This is a genomic window from Thiomicrorhabdus immobilis, from assembly GCF_021654855.1.
Classification (GTDB): Bacteria; Pseudomonadota; Gammaproteobacteria; order Thiomicrospirales; family Thiomicrospiraceae; genus Thiomicrorhabdus; species Thiomicrorhabdus immobilis.
In genome coordinates, this window is the sequence record NZ_AP024202.1 from 962,656 (window position 1) to 980,988 (window position 18,333).

General features: G+C 43.9%; 16 protein-coding genes and 3 tRNA genes. 17 read left to right on the forward strand and 2 right to left on the reverse strand.

Annotation, left to right across the window (positions count from 1 at the left end):
* Window positions 1-90 precede the first annotated feature (90 nt).
* The 9 genes from acpP (at window position 91) to L6421_RS04280 (ending at window position 9,745) form a co-directional block, all read left to right on the forward strand.
* Window positions 91-324: an acyl carrier protein gene (gene acpP / locus L6421_RS04240; protein WP_237263903.1), complete on the forward strand. Its 234-nt coding sequence runs from the start codon at window positions 91-93 to the stop codon at window positions 322-324.
* Between the two features lie 182 nt (window positions 325-506).
* Window positions 507-1,745 (forward strand): beta-ketoacyl-ACP synthase II, encoded by a 1,239-nt coding sequence (fabF, locus tag L6421_RS04245; protein WP_237263905.1) that lies wholly within the window; start codon window positions 507-509, stop codon window positions 1,743-1,745.
* A 136-nt stretch (window positions 1,746-1,881) separates the two neighbouring features.
* Complete coding sequence (locus L6421_RS04250; RefSeq protein ID WP_237263909.1) at window positions 1,882-3,369, forward strand: aminodeoxychorismate synthase component I; 1,488 nt, start codon at window positions 1,882-1,884, stop codon at window positions 3,367-3,369.
* A 1-nt stretch (window position 3,370) separates the two neighbouring features.
* On the forward strand, window positions 3,371-4,282 hold the full coding sequence (gene pabC / locus L6421_RS04255; protein ID WP_237263910.1) for an aminodeoxychorismate lyase: 912 nt from the start codon (window positions 3,371-3,373) through the stop codon (window positions 4,280-4,282).
* Between the two features lie 5 nt (window positions 4,283-4,287).
* Entirely contained in the window at window positions 4,288-5,370 is a 1,083-nt protein-coding gene (gene mltG / locus L6421_RS04260) for an endolytic transglycosylase MltG (RefSeq protein ID WP_237263912.1), read from the forward strand.
* An 88-nt stretch (window positions 5,371-5,458) separates the two neighbouring features.
* Window positions 5,459-6,100, forward strand: a complete 642-nt coding sequence (tmk, locus tag L6421_RS04265) for a dTMP kinase (protein WP_237263914.1) — start codon at window positions 5,459-5,461, stop codon at window positions 6,098-6,100.
* Window positions 6,097-7,122 (forward strand): DNA polymerase III subunit delta', encoded by a 1,026-nt coding sequence (gene holB / locus L6421_RS04270; RefSeq protein ID WP_237263916.1) that lies wholly within the window; start codon window positions 6,097-6,099, stop codon window positions 7,120-7,122. The genes tmk and holB overlap by 4 nt, the downstream gene beginning before the upstream one ends.
* The gene (locus L6421_RS04275; protein WP_237263918.1) at window positions 7,119-7,895 is read left to right on the forward strand and encodes a TatD family hydrolase; all 777 of its coding nucleotides are present in this window, start codon (window positions 7,119-7,121) and stop codon (window positions 7,893-7,895) included. The genes holB and L6421_RS04275 overlap by 4 nt, the downstream gene beginning before the upstream one ends.
* Before the next feature lie 35 nt (window positions 7,896-7,930).
* Window positions 7,931-9,745 (forward strand): ABC transporter ATP-binding protein, encoded by a 1,815-nt coding sequence (locus tag L6421_RS04280; protein WP_375540392.1) that lies wholly within the window; start codon window positions 7,931-7,933, stop codon window positions 9,743-9,745.
* 151 nt (window positions 9,746-9,896) lie between these two features.
* Here the strand turns inward: L6421_RS04280 and folD are convergent, their stop codons facing one another.
* Window positions 9,897-10,760: a bifunctional methylenetetrahydrofolate dehydrogenase/methenyltetrahydrofolate cyclohydrolase FolD gene (folD, locus tag L6421_RS04285; protein WP_237263922.1), complete on the reverse strand. Its 864-nt coding sequence runs from the start codon at window positions 10,758-10,760 to the stop codon at window positions 9,897-9,899.
* A 288-nt stretch (window positions 10,761-11,048) separates the two neighbouring features.
* On the opposite strand from folD, the gene L6421_RS04290 reads away from it, so the two are divergent.
* The 8 genes from L6421_RS04290 (at window position 11,049) to L6421_RS04325 (ending at window position 16,411) form a co-directional block, all read left to right on the forward strand.
* A tRNA-Pro gene (locus L6421_RS04290) sits at window positions 11,049-11,125 on the forward strand.
* A gap of 61 nt (window positions 11,126-11,186) precedes the next feature.
* Window positions 11,187-11,263, forward strand: a tRNA-Arg gene (locus L6421_RS04295).
* A gap of 31 nt (window positions 11,264-11,294) precedes the next feature.
* Window positions 11,295-11,370, forward strand: a tRNA-His gene (locus tag L6421_RS04300).
* Between the two features lie 358 nt (window positions 11,371-11,728).
* A complete protein-coding gene (locus L6421_RS04305) occupies window positions 11,729-12,715 on the forward strand; it encodes an ABC transporter substrate-binding protein (RefSeq protein WP_237263924.1) in 987 nt (328 codons plus the stop codon).
* A 103-nt stretch (window positions 12,716-12,818) separates the two neighbouring features.
* On the forward strand, window positions 12,819-13,832 hold the full coding sequence (locus L6421_RS04310; RefSeq protein WP_237263926.1) for a fatty acid desaturase: 1,014 nt from the start codon (window positions 12,819-12,821) through the stop codon (window positions 13,830-13,832).
* Between the two features lie 31 nt (window positions 13,833-13,863).
* Window positions 13,864-14,646: an N-acyl homoserine lactonase family protein gene (locus L6421_RS04315; protein ID WP_237263928.1), complete on the forward strand. Its 783-nt coding sequence runs from the start codon at window positions 13,864-13,866 to the stop codon at window positions 14,644-14,646.
* Window positions 14,647-14,663: 17 nt separating this feature from the next.
* On the forward strand, window positions 14,664-15,521 hold the full coding sequence (locus L6421_RS04320; protein ID WP_237263930.1) for an IolE/MocC family protein: 858 nt from the start codon (window positions 14,664-14,666) through the stop codon (window positions 15,519-15,521).
* Window positions 15,515-16,411, forward strand: coding sequence for a DMT family transporter (locus L6421_RS04325; protein WP_237263932.1), 897 nt, complete (start codon window positions 15,515-15,517; stop codon window positions 16,409-16,411). Before L6421_RS04320 ends, L6421_RS04325 begins: the two co-directional genes overlap by 7 nt.
* Window positions 16,412-16,520: 109 nt before the next feature.
* Here the strand turns inward: L6421_RS04325 and atzF are convergent, their stop codons facing one another.
* Window positions 16,521-18,332 (reverse strand): allophanate hydrolase, encoded by a 1,812-nt coding sequence (atzF, locus tag L6421_RS04330; RefSeq protein ID WP_237263934.1) that lies wholly within the window; start codon window positions 18,330-18,332, stop codon window positions 16,521-16,523.
* Window position 18,333 lies beyond the last annotated feature (1 nt).

Below are 18,333 nucleotides of genomic sequence, written 5' to 3' on the forward strand. Positions count from 1 at the left end.
AATGCTTGAAAATATCGGAAGATAAAGCGAAAATACGTCAAAATTTAAAAAAGTTTAATTTTTATCATATAAAACAAGTTGGAGAATTCCATGAGCAGTATTGAAGATCGCGTAAAGAAAATCGTAGTTGAGCAATTAGGTGTAGAAGAAGATCAGGTAACAGCTGATGCTTCTTTCGTAGATGATTTAGGTGCGGATTCTCTAGATACAGTTGAATTAGTAATGGCTCTAGAAGAAGAGTTCGATTGCGAAATCCCTGATGAAGAAGCTGAAAAAATCTCTACTTTAGCTCAAGCTACTGCTTACGTAGAAGCTAACCTATAAGTTAGAGTTAAGTAATTGACTGTAAAGGTCGAATGCTTCCAAAAAGCCGTCTAGAACGGCTTTTTTTGTATTTGAAACAAGGTGAGGCCGATTGCAATAAAGGGCTCACGATAATGAATTTTGTCATATTGAGTTTTGGTCAGCGGTGATTGAAACAAATTAAAGTGTAAGAGGGTGCTATTTTGTCTAAGCGTCGTGTGGTTATTACTGGATTAGGCGTTCTTTCAGCGGTTGGTTTGAATGTTGAAGAGAATTGGTCGAATATTTTAGCGGGTAAAAGTGGAATTGATTATCTTACCAAATTTGATACCGAGCCTTATGCAGTGAAATTTGGCGGTGAACTTAAAGGGTTTGATGTTTCTCAATATATCGTGCCTAAAGAAGCTAAGAAAATGGACCCTTTCATTCACTATGGTATTGCCGCGGGTGCTCAAGCCATCCAGGATTCTGGTTTAGAAATCACTGAAGAGAATGCGACTCGAATTGGAGTTTCAATCGGTTCAGGTATCGGTGGTATCGGCTCTATCGAAACACAGCATAACGCCATGCTTAAAGGTGGCCCGCGCAAAGTGTCACCGTTCTTTGTTCCAAGCTCAATCATTAATATGATTTCTGGGAACCTGTCGATTATGTTTGGCCTTAAGGGACCTAATATGGCGATTGGTACTGCGTGTGCCACCGGTACCCACAGTATTGGCGATGCGGCTCGCATGATTCAATATGGTGATGTGGATGTGATGGTTGCCGGTGGTGCGGAGTACGCCACTACCGAGTTGGGGTTGGCTGGATTCGCAGCGGCACGTGCCTTATCAACCCGTAACGACGATCCGCAATCGGCGAGCCGTCCTTGGGATAAAGACCGCGATGGTTTTGTGTTGAGTGATGGTGCGGGAGCCGTGGTGTTGGAAGAATACGAACACGCCAAAGCGCGTGGCGCGACCATCTATGCCGAAGTGTTAGGTTTTGGTATGAGTGGCGACGCTTATCACATGACTCTGCCAGCCGCGGGTGGTGAAGGTGCTGGACGCTGTATGGCAACCGCTTTGAATAACGCTCAGCTAGACCCAAGCAAAATCAACTATATCAACGCACACGGAACTTCAACGCCAGCTGGCGATGTCTGTGAAACCGGTGCGGTGAAAACGGTGTTCGGTGACCACGCTTATAATTTGACCATGAGTTCGACTAAGTCGATGACTGGCCACGCTTTAGGTGCGGCAGGTGCTATGGAAGCGGTCTTTACCGCTTTGGCGATTAAACACCAAACCTTACCGCCAACCATTAACCTGGAGAATCCTGAAGAGGGCTGTGATTTGGATTACGTGGCAACTGGTGCGCGTGACGCTAAAATCGATTACGCCTTGTCAAACTCGTTTGGTTTTGGTGGCACTAACGCAACCTTGGTTTTAGGAAAAGTTTAAACTTTTGCCATAACTCAACCAAGGTCGTCGTTGTGAGGTTAGCTGAATAAGTCATGAATTTTTTGATAACCAAATCAAAAACTCAAGTAAACTGTACGATTCGTTAAACACTGAATTTAGAGCAGATTATTTATTCATGACTATTTTGGCTAACAGTCAGGCAAATCACCAGTTACACAATGATTCTGGTCATAAAACGCCCATTTTTAAACGTGTCAATCTCAAAGAGTCACCAGGCCTGGTGACTTCTTCAATCGATCTGTCCAAACTCCATCAGTTAAACCCAGAACGCTACCCGTTTCTATTGGAAAGTGTCGCTAAAGGCGGTTTAGGTGAGTTTGATATTCTGTTTGCCTTTCCACAAGAAACCATTCAATTAGACAATCTTGATGATGCCGCCGATTTTACGCGACAAGTTCAAGCTCAGTTTAAGTCGAATATCGATGAAAACATCTCTAACCCCGCAAAATTGCCTTTTATTGGGGGTTGGTTCGCCTATTTCAGTTATGACTATGCTCAAGTGGTGGAGCCGGTTTTAAACCTCCCAAAGTCTAAATTTCCGTTAGCCAATTTAACCCGAGTGCCAGCCGCAATCATCGTGGAACATGCAACGGGTTTGGTGAGTTTGCTCGCTGAACCTGAGTTTGCCCATTTGTTACCGCAAGTGGAAGCAGACTTAGTGCAAGCTTTATCACTGCCACAATCCGCTGATACGGCAGACGAGTTGGCCTGTGTCAAGGTTGTGGCCACCCAGGAGGAACCGGAAGAAAAGTACCTTAGCGGCGTGGAAACGATTAAGGAGTACATTTTGGCCGGTGATGTTTTCCAGGTCAATTTGTCGCGCCAATGGCAGGTTGAATTGGCTCCCAATACCGATTATCTAGCGGTCTACCGAGCCTTAAGAAAATCCAATCCCGCGCCTTTTGCCGCGTTGGTCAATTTCCAAGATAGTGGCGTGGCAAATAATCACCAGGCCTGGCAGATCGTCAGCTCATCGCCGGAACGTCTGGTGAAATACCAAGCGCCTTGGGTCGAAACCCGTCCGATTGCCGGAACCCGCAAACGGGGTGAAACTGAAGCGGCTGATAAAGCTTTGGTGACCGAACTTATCGAACATCCTAAAGAGCGTGCCGAACATATCATGTTGATCGATTTGGAGCGCAACGATTTAGGGCGAATTTGTCAGCCAGGTTCGGTTGAGGTCAATGAGCTGATGGTGGTGGAAACTTATGAGCACGTGCATCACATTGTTTCCAATGTTCGCGGTAAATTACAACCAGGCCTGTCGCCATTGGATATTGTGCATGCGTTGTTTCCGGGAGGAACTATCACTGGTTGTCCTAAAATACGTTGTATGGAGATTGTGGCTGAGTTGGAAAAGATGCCTAGAGAAGCCTATACGGGTTCTCTAGGTTATATCAACCTAGACGGCTCTTTGGATTTGAATATCTTGATTCGTACCATGATTCAATTTGAAGAGCAGGGTAAGCCGATCGTGCAATTCCGAGCCGGTGCAGGAATTGTCACCGACTCTCAAGCACAGAATGAGTTGACTGAAACCCGCCATAAAGCTAAAGGCCTAATCAAAGCCTTTGACTTTGCCGATAGCGGGATTGAGTGTTGATATGGCACAAAACAAGCGTGAAGTCAGTTCGGTTAAGCTTGATACTTGGTTGAATGGAGAGCCGTTAAATTCGGTATCCATCCATGATAGAGGCTTGCAATACGGGGATGGTTTTTTTACGACCATCTTGGTACGAAACCAGCAAGTCCTTAATTGGCCAGCGCATTGGCGGCGGATTGAAAAATCCTGTGAAGCTTTGTTGATTCCGCTACTAGACAAAACCCAACTGCAAACTTGGGTAAGAAAAGCCTTGAGTGAATACCTGCAGGCCAACTTCCAAACGGATTGTGTGCTCAAGATAATGATTACCCGTGGTAGCGGCGGAATCGGTTATCAAATGCCTGAGCCCATCAATCCAAATTGCATATTTGTAATAAAACCTGCGCCAGCGGTTAATGAAGCACTGTTTTTGTCCCATAATGAGCCCATAGCTACCATGGTCGCCAATCAGCAAGCTGGTTTGCTCAGTCAACCAGGCCTGGTCGGTTTGAAAAGCCTCAACCGTTTAGAAAATGTATTGGCTAGAACCGAGATTGCCAATCAAGGTTTTGCGGAAGCGATCATGCTCAATTCGTTGGAAAATGTGGTTTGCGGAACACAATCGAACTTGTTTATCATTCAAGGTGAAAATATCGCTACACCTAGGTTGGATGTGAGTGGTGTAGAGGGAACGACCCGTTACCAATTGCTGTTTTTGTTAGAAACCCTTGGTTACGCTGTGCAAGAAGCCGATTTGAAACTTGAAGATGTTCTGCAGGCCGATGAGCTGTTTTTCAGCAATGCGGTGCGTGGAATTCAAGCGGTTGACCAGCTTTTAGACGTATATTTTCAAACTCTGCAAACCCAGAAAATTCACCAGGCCTGGTCCGATTGGCAACAACAGAATGCGATTTCTCTTAATCAATTAAATTAACGCTTATGACGAAAACAATCCCACAATCAAAAAATGAAACTGGACCAAAGTCGGTTAACAAAGGTATATTTAAATGGCTACTTGTTGTTTTTTTATTGCTGGTTTTGGCGGGATTTGCTTGGGTTTATAGCCAGTATAGCCAATTTGTTTCTGAACCTATCTCCAATCATAAAACAGTAATACATCTCACTATTGCACCAGGAAGTTCGGTGACTAAAGTGGCCAATCAATTGCATCAACAAGGTTTTATGGCAGAACCCAAATGGTTTGCCTGGTATGTGCGTTACCAGAACAAGCAGCAGGTGATTAAAGCGGGAGAGTTTGAGATTCAACCGCAATGGACGGTGGATGAATTATTGGATGGTTTGGAAAACGCCAAAAACATTCAGTACCCGGTGACGATTGTTGCCGGACATACCGTACAACAGACCCTTAAAATGATTCAGGCGTTGCCAAAAATCAAACAAGAGTTGGATATTGACGATATTCAAAGTCTGCAAACATTGCTGAATATTGAAAAAACGATTGATACCAAATACCCTTATGCCAATATCGAAGGTTTGCTCTTGCCGGAAACCTACCATTATGAAGCAGGGGATAGCGATAAAGAAATCGTGTTAAGAGCTCATCAGGCTTTACAAGCTACTCTTGACCAGGCTTGGCGAGAGCGTGACAAGAATTTACCCTATCAAACGCCATACCAGGCGTTAACCATGGCATCGATTGTGGAAAAAGAGACGGGCATTTCTTCAGAACGACCTTTGATTGCCGGTGTGTTTATTCGTAGAATGAAAATAGGTATGCGCTTACAAACCGATCCAACGGTAATCTATGGTATTGGACAAAGCTATGATGGCAATATCCGTAAAAAAGATTTACTCAAAAAAACAGCTTATAACACCTATAAGATAGATGGATTGCCGCCAACACCGATTGCCTTGCCAAGTGCGGAAGCCATACAGGCGGCGTTGAAGCCAGCTAAAACCAAAGCGTTGTATTTTGTGGCTAAAGGTGGCGGAGAGCATTATTTTTCCAAAACCTTAGAAGAGCATAATCGAGCGGTACAAAAGTATCTATTGAGTAAATAGTGCAATGGGCGGTTAAGCCAATTTCAACTTCTTCAAGTTGTTAATCGTTGGCTTTAACGGTAACTAAATTTTATTAAAAGGACTCACAATGTCAGGTCAATTCATTACCTTAGAGGGCACTGAAGGTGCGGGTAAATCAACCAATTTGGAATTCATTAAAGAGTGGTTGACCAGCCAGGGTATTGAACACATCGTGACGCGTGAACCTGGTGGCACCGAGATTGGCGAAGCGATTCGTGCGGTACTGTTAAATAAAGATTATACGGCGATGCAAGCGGAAACCGAGTTGTTGTTGATGTTCGCCGCTAGAGCACAACATCTGCAAGAAAAAATACTCCCCGCCCTGCAGCAAGGCAAATGGGTGGTTTCCGACCGCTTTACCGATGCGACTTACGCCTACCAAGGAGCGGCACGTGGCATGTCGTTTGAGCGCATTGCCGAAATAGAGCATTGGGTTCAGCAAGGGTTTCAACCCAATACCACTTTCATTTTCGATTTGCCGATAGAAATCGGCATGGCGCGTGTCGCTTCACGTGGCGGGGAAACCGACCGCTTTGAACAGGAAAAACAGGACTTCTTTGAAAAGGTACGCGCCTCCTATCTGCAAAGAGCGTCATTGGCTCCGCAGCGCTATCGGGTGTTGGATGCTAGCCAAAGTTTGCAAAAAGTCCAACAAGATATTGTTGCCCGTTTACAAGCCATGCAACAGGCTGTGGAGAAAACCGCGTGAGTCAATCGCTTGCCGTTTATCAAACCTATCCATGGTTAACCGCTCAGTGGCAACAGTGGCAGCAGTTATCAGGTCGTTTAGGGCACGCTTATCTCTTTGCCGGCCCAAAAGGGATTGGGATTAATGAGTTTGTAAAGGAGGTGGCGCATGCCGCTCTCTGTAAACAGCCGCATAATGGCCAAGCCTGTGGACAATGTAGCAGTTGCCACTTGTTTGTAACGCAGCAGCACCCTGATTTTTTTGAACTAAGACGTTTAGAAGAGAAAAAAGACATCAGTGTCGATCAAGTCAGAAGTTTGATTTACAAGCTCAATGAAACCTCTCACCAGGGTGGTTATAAGGTCACCTGGATTGAGGGCGTCGAGTATCTGAATCAATCCGCTTTCAACGCGTTGCTGAAAACCCTGGAAGAACCCGCGAAAAAAACCCTATTTTTGTTGAGTACCCATCAGGTAGATCGTTTGCCGCCGACCATCAAGAGTCGTTGCCAGCAGTTGAATTTTACAACGCCGGCCATGCCCGAGGCAATCAGTTGGTTACATGCCCAATATCCTCAAGGTGATGACGCTTTGATAAAGCGTGCCCTGCGTTTGAACTGGGGTGCGCCATTACAAGCTTTGGAGTGGATTCAAGCGGGGATGTTTGATGAAGATAGTCAATGGAAAAACGACTTGAAGCAGATTCAGTCTGGTCGCAAGACCGCATCCCAATCGGTGGCTGAGTGGTTGAAATGGCAGCAGCCGGAGCGGGTGTTTGATTATTTTTACCAATGGAGTGTGTCGGCTGTGCGCTCGGTGATGTATCAAACCGAAGGCCAGACTTCACAAGTAACCAATGGACAAGTGCAAAACTGGTTACGTTTTCAGCAAGCGGTATTGACCGCCAAGCAAAATTGGTTGGCCAACGCCAATAAGGAACTGGTATTGGAAAGTCTGTGTTTAGAGTGGCTGAGTATTCAGCAAAGCGAAACCCCATTGCAGACCGTATTTCAATCTCGTATTCAAAAAGGAGCTTTAGCATGATTGTTGATTCGCATTGTCACTTAAATATTTTGCCCGAAGAGAAGGTCGGGAGTGTGGATGAGGTTATTGCCAAAGCTAAAGAGTTGGGGGTTGAGCGTATTTTATGTGTGGCAATCAATCCGCAGCAATGGCAAGAGGTGATTGAGCTGGCCAATGAGCATGAGTGTGTTTATGCCTCAATTGGTGTGCATCCCTGTGAGGATAAGTCGGTGGTGGTTTCCGATGAGCAGTTGATTGAAGCGGCGTCACACCCTAAGGTAATCGCAATCGGTGAAGTGGGCTTGGATTATTTTCACTTTGAAGATGAAGAAGATATGAGCTGGCAGCATGAGCGTTTCAAACAGCATATTCGCATTGCCAAACAGTTGGATAAACCGCTGATTATTCACACTCGTAACTCAACGCCGGATTGCCTGAGTATCCTGGAACAAGAGGGCGCTCAGGAAGTGGGCGGCATTATGCACTGTTTCGTAGAGGATTTGGCCACCGCGCAAAGAGCGATTGAGATTGGTTTTTACATCTCTTTCTCAGGAATTGTCACCTTTAAAAACGCCAAAGAACTAAAAGCCGTTGCCGAGGCGTTGCCTTTAGACAAGATTTTAGTTGAGACCGATTCACCTTATCTTGCGCCAATGCCTTTCAGAGGCAAAACCAATCAGCCTGGTTATACACGTTATGTGGTGCAAGAGATTGCTGATTTGAAGGCCTTGCCTTTTGATACGGTGGCTAATGCGACCACGGAAAACTTTAATTGTCTATTTAAGCTAAATTAATTCAACTCAAGCCAGAGAGTACGCTAATGAGAAGTATGGCCGCGGAAAAACCTAAAAAAGTTAAAGTAACGGCCTTGTCGGAGCGCTCTTACACCTGGCAACGCATTTACGATTTAGTGGTTGCGCATAAACCAGAGCTTATCAAAGCCAATATCATCGCGTTTTTTGCCATGCTGGCGACGGTTCCTTTACCTCTGTTGCTGCCAATCTTAGTGGATGAAGTTTTATTGGATAAACCAGGCCTGGTGGTTGAGTTTTTACAGAGTTTTGTCTCTTCCGATTGGTATGGTCCGGTTTATTACATTGTCGCCATCACCATTATCACCGTGATTTTACGCGGTATGGGATTGGGTTTGGGGGTGTGGCAAATGCAGCAATTTACCGTTATCGCCAAAGATGTGACCTTCCGTATTCGTAAAGACTTGCTGGCGCGCGTGCAAGGTGTCTCCATGGCGCAATACGCTTCTATGGGCAGCGGCAGTGTTTCGGCCACGATGTTGAATGATGTGAACACCATCGACACGTTTTTAGGTACCACCGTCAGTAAATTGATTATTGCCTTATTTTCGTTGGTGGGGGTGAGTGCGGTACTGTTTTGGCTAAACTGGCAGTTGGCGATCTTTATTCTGTTGTTTAACCCGATTGTGGTCTATTTCACCATGATTATGGGGCGTAAGGTCAAAACCCTTAAAAAGGATGAGAATACCGCGGTCGATGCGTTTCAGCAATCGTTGACGGAAACCTTGGACGCCTTGCAACAAGTGCGGGCGGCTAATCAAGACACTAATTTCTTTGACCGAGTTCGGGGGCACGCCTTCTCGATTAAAACGCACTCCGAAGCCTTTACTTGGAAGAGTGATGCCGCCAGTCGTTTCTCATTTATGATTTTCTTGGTCGGTTTCGACTTGTTCCGAGGTGCGGGCATGTTGATGGTGGTGTTTTCGGATTTGTCTATCGGGCAGATGATTGCGGTATTCGGTTACCTATGGTTCATGATGGGGCCGGTACAAGAACTGCTCGCCATCCAATATGGTTACAGCGCGGCCAGCGGGGCATTGCAGCGTATCAACGAGGTTTTGGACTTAAAGCAAGAGCCGAAATACAGTGAGAACCAAAATCCATTTAATGGCCATCAAGCGGTTTCGGTGGCGGTTAAAGAGTTGGGTTTTGTTTATCCAGGTAAAACCGAACCGGTCTTGCACCAACTCAATTTTGAAATCAAAGCGGGTGAAAAGCTGGCACTGGTTGGAGCAAGCGGCGGTGGTAAAACCACCTTGGTGCAACTGTTGTTAGGGTTTTATGAAGCAACAGAAGGGCAGGTTCTATATGGCGGTGTGCCGATTACCGAGATCGGTCAATCGGTGGTGCGAGCCAATGTAGCCACCGTGTTGCAGCACCCAGCGCTATTCAATCAATCGATTCGTTTTAATTTAACGTTAGGTCAAGATTTGCCAGATGAGGTCTTGTGGCAAGCCCTAGAGCAAGCACAGCTTGCCGAGACAATTCGCGAGTTAGACAATCAGCTTGATGCGATAGTCGGGCGCAACGGCATTAAATTGTCCGGCGGTCAGCGACAACGTTTGGCTATTGCACGAATGATTCTGCAAGACCCTAAAGTGGTGATTATGGATGAAGCCACCTCCGCTTTGGATATGGAAACCGAACGTAAACTTTATGTGGATTTAGCTCCGTTTCTGGAAAATCGTACTACTCTGATTGTGGCGCATCGTTTAAGCTCAATTCGCCAAGCCGATAGAATCATGGTGTTTGAGGATGGACATATCATCGAATCGGGTAGTCATGATGAGCTGATGGCGCAAGCTGGTACTTATCACAAGTTATATCGATAAACTTTCTGCTCAATCTCTGCTAAATACTTAAGTCTTAACCTTAAACCAAAAAAGCCCGAATTTATTAGAGTTTCTCTAGATAAATTCGGGCTTTTAAAGATGAAAAAACAAACCTACCAGGCCTGGTAGGTTGCATTTTTATTTAACTTTATTATTTTACTTTGCAATCTAAGTGATAAGCCACTTGCATGGTGTTTTCCAACAATGTCGCAATCGTCATTGGGCCAACGCCACCTGGCACTGGAGTAATCCAGCTGGCACGCTGTGCCGCAGTATCATATTCTACGTCACCGCAAAGGGTGCCATCGTCCATACGGTTAATCCCCACATCGATCACGATCGCACCTTCTTTAATCCATTCACCTTTGACCATGTTTGGAATTCCAACACCCACAACCACTAAGTCCGCTTCCGAAACTTTCTGCGCTAAATCTTTGGTCGCACTATGACAAACCGTAACCGTGGCGCGTTCATTCAATAGTTCAAGCATCATCGGCACACCCACAATATTGGAAGCACCAACCACAACCGCGTTCAATCCACGTAGAGGAATCCCTGTTTTAGCTAACATCGTCATAACGCCGTGTGGAGTACAAGGTGCTAATTGCGGCATACGAGTCGCCAAGCGACCAACATTATAAGGATGGAAACCATCTACATCTTTACATGGATGAATACGTTCAATAATCTCTTCTGGGTCGATATGGTCAGGAACAGGCAGCTGTACAATGATACCGTGTACTTCATCATCGGCATTCAGCTTATCGATTAGAGCAAGTACTTCTTCTTGTGAGGTCTCGGCAGGGAGTACTACTGAAACATCCTTGAAGCCGGCTTTTTGGCAGGCGATTTTTTTATTACGTACATACACTTGTGATGCAGGGTCTTCACCCACCATAATCACGGCAAGCCCAGGCGGTTTTTTACCTAAAGCAACCTGTTTCTCAACTTCCTGTTGAATAGAGTCACGTAATTCAGCCGCAATGGCTTTACCATCTAAAATTTTTGCAGACATAGTATTAATCATCCTACTTTGAGTAAAAAAGTTGCTGATTATGATAACCGATTTTTTACTTTAATAATTTTGGAATCATTTATATCCTTTATAGACAAAGTAAATGTTTGTCGATTCTGGCATCCTGAATTCTCAAAAATGGGCGCTTTAAAAGTAGAATCAATAGCTTAGCAAGCAAGGAGTTTAACCGAGTAAATAGCGGGTGAATTAAATTGTAAAAAAAACGAAAAATATTCATCTTTGTTGTTGACAGGAATAGGGGGCGTCTATACAATACGCCCCATCTTACGGAGTGTAGCGCAGCTTGGTAGCGCACCTGTTTTGGGTACAGGTGGTCGGGGGTTCAAATCCCTCCACTCCGACCATATTCTTATTGAATTGAAGATGGTCACCATCTTCAGTTCGATAGTCAAAAGGTTCGATAACGCGCCCATAGCTCAACTGGATAGAGCATCGCCCTTCTAAGGCGAGGGTTTCAGGTTCGAATCCTGATGGGCGTACCATATTTATGGTGTGTTCATCACGCCATCTATGGCGGATGTAGCTCAGTTGGTAGAGCCCAGGATTGTGATTCCTGTTGTCGCGGGTTCGATCCCCGTCATTCGCCCCACTTTTTTTCTTGTTTTTCATTTAGTTTCATCTCTTTTATATACATTCTTTTTCGAATTCGTTCGTTTTTCTTTATAAATCAATTTTTTGCTCATTTTCTCTTTGTATTATTTTTCTCTCTGCTGTAGCTGTTACTTATCTGTTTCCTCCTCTTTTTAGGTTTATATTTTTGATAAATCGGTTTTTTGCACCAAATAATCTGTTTTGTGTTTCTTATTGGTTCAAAATGGTTTATTTAATTCTATTTCATATTACTTAATTACATCAATATCCTTTTAAAACGCTATTTATAAAAGTTGGTATTCCAATTGCTTTTAAGGTATTACCCTTTTTTAAATTGGTAATACTGGAGTTATGCTATGAAGTCTAAGATTGTTTCAAAAACGTTTGGGTTGGTCGCTGGTTTGGCTATGAGTGCTATGTCCTGGCAGGCAAATGCGGCTGAGCCGTTAAAAATTGGTTACAGCGATTGGCCTGGATGGGTTGCTTGGGAAGTGGCCATTGAGAAGAAGTGGTTCAAGGAAGCTGGTGTTGACGTTAAATTCGAATGGTTTGATTATGTGGCGTCAATGGATGCTTATGCGGCTGGTAAGTTAGATGCTGTGCATATGACAAACGGTGATGCCTTGGTAACCGGTTCAACAGGCGCGCCAAGTGTGATGATTTTATTGAATGACTACTCTAACGGTAACGATATGGTGGTTGCGAAGCAGGGTGTGGCTTCTGTTAAAGATTTAAAAGGTAAGAAAGTCGGTGTGGAAGTGGGGTTTGTGGCTCATTTGATGTTATTAACAGCCTTAGACGCGAATGGTATGTCTGAATCTGATGTGACTTTAGTGAATGTGCCAACAAATGAAACGCCTCAAGTTTTAGCTTCTGGTGAGGTTGATGCGATTGTGGCTTGGCAGCCAAGTTCTGGACAAGCTTTAAACCTGGTCCCAGGTTCTAAAGCGGTATTTACTTCAGCGGACAATCCGGGAATTATTTACGATGGTTTATCCGTGAATCCGGCCAGTCTTTCTAGTCGTAAAAAAGATTGGGAAAAAGTGTTAAAGGTTTGGTACAAAACGGTTGATTACATCAATGACCCTAAAACACATGCTGATGCGGTTAGCATTATGGCTTCTCGTGTAGGTCTTGCTCCTGCTGAATATGAACCATTCTTAAAAGGGACTAAAATTCTTTCTTTAGAAGAAGCGAAAGCGGCTTATAAAAAAGGTGATGGCTTAGACTCTATTTATGGTTCATCAAAAGTTTCTGACGACTTTAACGTTGCAAACAAAGTGTACGATGCTCCACAAGATATCAATGTTTATTTTGATGGTTCTTTAACAAACGGATTGTAATTACAAGGTACGATTTGTTTCCCAAACAGCCTTTTAAGAAATTTTTCTTTCAAGGCTGTTTTTTTATCTAGTACACGTTTTATTCAGCAAATGAGGTGTGAAAATGTCTAAAAAACCGAAATATTTTCGTCATCATGATGCTTTGAAACCGACGGTTATCGCAATAATTTATGTGATAACCTCTTATATTCTAGGGTTTGGCTTACTGTTAGCGGAACCTCTTATTACCAACTTGATTGGTATTCCTTTATTGGCTCATTCAATGGTGATTGCTGCTTACTTGATTCACGAAGCGGCCCATTCAAGTGTATTTAAGGATAAAAGGCATAACCGTTGGTTTGCCGAGTCCTTATTATGGATAACAGGTAACAGCTATTCGAGTTTTAGCGATATCCAACGTAAACACAATCGACACCATATTGACCGAGCGGATATTGTCTCTTTTGATTTTAGGCCAGTTTTAGAAAGGCACCCTAACGTTCTTAAAATTATTAAAGCTCTCGAGTGGGCTTATATCCCCGCACTCGAAATCGTGATGCACGCCTTAGTATTGATCTTGCCTTTTGTTAAACCGAATAGAAAACAAAATCGTTCACGTATTATTTTGGTAGTGTTCTTAAGAGTGTTGATGTTTACAGGGTTAGCGTCGATCTCTTTGAACATATTATGGTTATATCCAATCGCTTACATGCTGTTTTTAACGGTAATGCGTTTTATGGATGTTCACCAACATACTTATGAAGTCTATGAAACTTTAGATCTACCTAGGGGTGCTGAAGCCAGATTGAGAGACCGAGAATTTGAGGAGCATAATACCTACTCAAATTTGCTGTCAGTGAAATATCCGTGGGTGAATCTATTGGTGTTGAATTTCAGTTATCACAATGTACATCATGAGCAACAGTTGCAGCCTTGGTATCGATTGCCAAAATTACATCAACAGATGTTTGGCGACGATTATCAACAAATTCTGACTTTTAAACATCTGATTAAAAGTTTTCACAAATACCGCGTGCCACGTGTTTTAAATGGTGACCCAATCAATTTACCCGTTAAAAAAGATGAAGGTGAGACTTTTATTGGGGTGGATGGTGTCTCTTTTCTAACCGCTCACTGACACCATTAATTCACTCTACAAGGTAATCATTATGACTCAAGTTAAAAAGTTTTGGCCCATTCTAACAGGGCAACATACCTATGAAAAAACGCTTTCTACTCGCGGGGTGGGTAGTGGCGAAGTTATTAAAGCCCCTATTTTAGCCTATTTAATTGAGACCAATAATGGGCGTATCTTGTTTGACGTGGGCTGTGATTACCAAAAAATTAAACAGCCTGATTTACGTCAAAAATACTATGAGCATGACGGTTTTCCTTTTGGCCCGCCAGAGATGGAAGAGGAGCAGCAGTTACCTAATAAACTACAAATTTTAGGTTTACAGCCAGAAGATGTCGATGTGGTGTTTTGTAGTCATTTACATTTTGATCATGCGGGTGGTTTATGTGAGTTTTGTCACGCTGAGGTACATGTACACGCGCAAGAGATGAATGCGGCTAAAAACCTTGAAGACGAAGCCTACTTCACCTCGGATTTTGACTTACCGCTTAACTGGAAAATTCAAACAGAAGAGTATGATTTAGTGCCAGGTGTGAGAGCGATTGAAACGCCTGGGCATACCGCAGGGCATATGTCTATGTATATTGAACTACCCAAAGGCCGGCCCATTGTATTGGCTGGCGATGCCGCAGATTTAGTTGAAAATATCGAACAAGAGATTGCCCCTGGGCTGTGTTGGCAAGACAACGAATCGATGGCGATTGAGAGTATTCAAAAATTGAAACAGTTTAGCCAACAAAATAATGCCGCACTTTGGCCAAATCATGATTGGCAGTTCTTTCAAAAACATAATCGATTCCCTGGTTTTTTTGAATAGTAAGGGACAATAATTTTATGCAATTAAAAACATTCAAAACACTCTGGGGAAATACTCTACCGATTGACCAGGCCTGTCAAAATGCCATTCATAATAGGTTTACGGGGATTGAAGGTCAGGCTCCTAAAGATAAAAATCAACAAAATAGTTGGGCACAGGCCTTGGCGGATTTTGAGTGCGATTATATTGCTGAAATTGTCACCGGAGGTGATTATGTTCCCAATCGCAATTGGACTATTCAGCAGCATCTCGATGATATTAAATTTCAGTTGGATTGTTCACTGTCTCTTAATCCCTTATTTGCCACTTGTATTACGGGGTGTGATGCTTGGGAGGAATCCAAGTCGATTGATTTCTTTGCGCAAGCTATGAGCCTGGGTATGGAGTATGGTGTAACCTTAAGTTTTGAAACCCATCGTAGTCGCTCATTGTTCACTCCTTGGATTACACAACGTGTGGTTGAAGCCTTGCCAGAAATAAAGTTAACCGCTGATATTAGCCATTGGTGTGTGGTGTGTGAACGTTTAATGGATTCTGAAATAGAAACCATTCATGCGATTGCGAATAATGTGCATCATATTCATGGACGAGTAGGCTACGATCAAGGCCCGCAAGTTCCTCATCCAGCCTTACCAGAATATCAAGCCGCTTTAAAGTCTCACCAGTCCATTTGGGAATTTTTTTGGCAAGCACAGAAAATAAATCAGTATGCCTTTTCAACATTAACCCCCGAGTTTGGGCCTGATGGCTATTGTCAGCTACTGCCGTTTACCCAAGCCCCCGTTGCGGATATTGACGAAATTAATCAGTGGATGAATAACAATGAAAAAGCCCACTTCAGCCAATTTATAGAGCCAGAAATAATATCATGTTGAAAACCTTTCAAACCTTATCGCAAAAGCCAGAGTTTCCCGTTATTGTCTTAGTTATCGCGTCCTTTTTTTGGGGGTTAAGCTGGTTGCCGCTTAAATCTTTAAATCAAATGGGATTTGATGGCCCTTTACTCATTTTTGCTGCTTATAGCTTGTTGTCGTTAGTCTTTTTGCCGTTATTGATTAAACAGCGTAGTTATCTTAAAAGTCACTTAGCAGCTTGGTTAATCATTTTAGTTTTGGGCGGTGGGGCAAACTTCGCGTTTAGCTATGCACTCATCTATGGCGAAATTATCCGTGTCATGGTGCTGTTTTATCTTTTGCCGTTATGGGGTGTTTTGGGTGGTAAGTTTCTATTAAATGAGCATGTGGATTACAAAGGTTGGATGGCGGCAGGGCTTTCTATTTGTGGTGCGTTTTTGATTGTTGGTGGCTTTAAAGTCTTTGAGTCGCCACCCACTTGGATTGATGGTATTGCCTTATTATCTGGCTTTTTATTTGCCATGAATAATATTGCATTTCGTGCCCATCAAGATATTCCAATGGTGCCCAAATTAAGTGCTTTATTTATCGGTACAGCACTACTCTCGGGGCTTCTGTTTTTTGTACAGGGTGCTGAAATGCCAAATGATATTTCACTGCCAGCATGGCAATTATTGGTGTTTTATGGCCTGGTTTGGTTGCTGATTTCTAATTATGGTTCGCAGTGGGGAGTGACCCATCTACCTGCGAGCCGCTCTTCCATTATCATTATTATGGAGTTGGTTGTTGCTGTGATTTCTGCGGTGCTCATTGCGAATGAAACCTTGAGCTTCGTTGAGGGGTTGGGCGGCGTTCTTATTGTAACCGCAGCGGTTTTAGAGGCTTTTAGAAAAACGAATAAAGACAAATAAAAGCGTAAGCTGAAATAACCAGGCCTGGTAAGTTGTATTGAATGGGTGAATAACCAGGCCTGGTAAGTTGTATTGGATGAGTGAATAACCAGGCCTGATAAGTTAATATTTAAGACTTGCGTTGTTTCATCCAGTTACGCCAACCGCCTGTTGCTGAGATATCCGTGGCTCCCTCAATACCATAAGGTTCGCAAATAAAGCCAACCACTTGGCTACCGTCTTCAAGCTCCACTTTTCCTAAACCCAATGGGGATGGAATCAATGCCAGGAAAGAGCCTAAATGTTCTTTAGGCATTGCCCAAACCTCGACTTCAATGGATTGTCCCTCATTTTCATTGGCTTGTTTGACCAGGCCAGGTTTTAAAATTGGGCCACCAGGTAGTTCGAAAAATTGGTATTTAGGCGCAGTTTTGGTGGTTTTTAGGAGTTTTGCACCTCGTTCAAGCAATTGTGAATTTAATGGAAAACCAACTAAATGTGCGCCGACTACCGCGAGCGCAATGGATTGTTGGTTTGTAAAGTGAGCAGGATTGCTCTCTGGAACATCAATAAAACGTGCCCCCGAATTTTCTACAAACTGTTTATGCAATGAGTCGGTCAGTTGCATTAGTTGCCGATCGCTACCTGCGGGTGCAAAAAATGTCACACCCGTCGGCAGTGTATCTGCTCTAAAACCTGTTGGCATGGCAATGGCGGCGTAATCCAGTAAATTCATGAAGTTGGTGTAAGTACCCAGTTTGGAGTTTAGACCGATTGGGTCGTTTTGCAGGGCTTCAATGCTGTAAATGGTTGGAGTGGTCGGAGTCATAAAACAATCGATTCCGTGATTTTCCCAAATGATTTGTGTTGCTCTTTGTGCTTGTTGCAGAGCATAAGCACCTTGATAAGCGTCCACTGCGGAGAGCGATTTTGCGCCGCCAATAATCTTGGCAACCGCCGGATCCATTTGATTTTCATGGGTTTCAAAAAAATCTTGAATAGCAAGGTAGCGTTCCGCCACCCATGCGCCACCATAAAGCAGTTTGGCGGTATCCAACCAGGCCTGGAAAGGGACAGATTTGATTTCATAACCAAGGTTTTTTAAAGTCGATACGCTATGTTCAAAGGCCTTTTGCGCCTCGGAGTCGCCATCGAAAAACAAACTTTCACGGTCAGGGATACCGATGACGGGTTGGCTTGGCCAAGCAGGAGAGGTCAGCCGATTTTCCGAGCGGCTAAACGCATCCTTTTCATCAAACTTGGCCGCGACATCAAACACCGAATACGCATCCTGTGCGTTTAAAGCAAACACGCTAACCACATCTTGAGAGCGCACTGCTGGCACAACGCCATGGGTGCTCAATAAGCCTTTTGAGGGTTTTAGCCCGACCAGATTATTGAAAGCGGCCGGTACCCGACCAGAGCCGGCGGTATCGGTACCTAATGAAAAACTGCAAAGGTTGAGTGCTAAGGAAACCGCAGAACCTGAACTGGAACCACCTGAAATCATTTCAAAGTCAAACGCGTTATGACAAACTCCATAAGGAGAGCGAGTTCCTACCAGGCCTGTCGCAAATTGATCCATATTGGCTTTAGCAATGGGAATGGCACCAGCGTCAATCAGTTGTTGGACAACGGTAGCTGATTCGCTTGGCACGTAGCTAAACTCTTTACAGGCAGCCGTAGTTGGAATGTTGGCTAAGTCAATATTATCCTTGATGACAAAAGGGATACCCCAAAGAGGCAAGCTGTTGGGTTCGCTCTGGTCTAATTGACTTAGGTAAGGTTCCAGTTCTGTGGGCGTCAATAAATGAATAAACAGATTGTAGTCTGCATAGCCATGCGCGTTTTGAATCAGCTGTTGCACTAAGTTTCTAGGCGTGAGTTCGCCAGAGGCATATTGGTCGTGTAGCGCTGAAAGCGTTAAATTAAATTCTCGCATC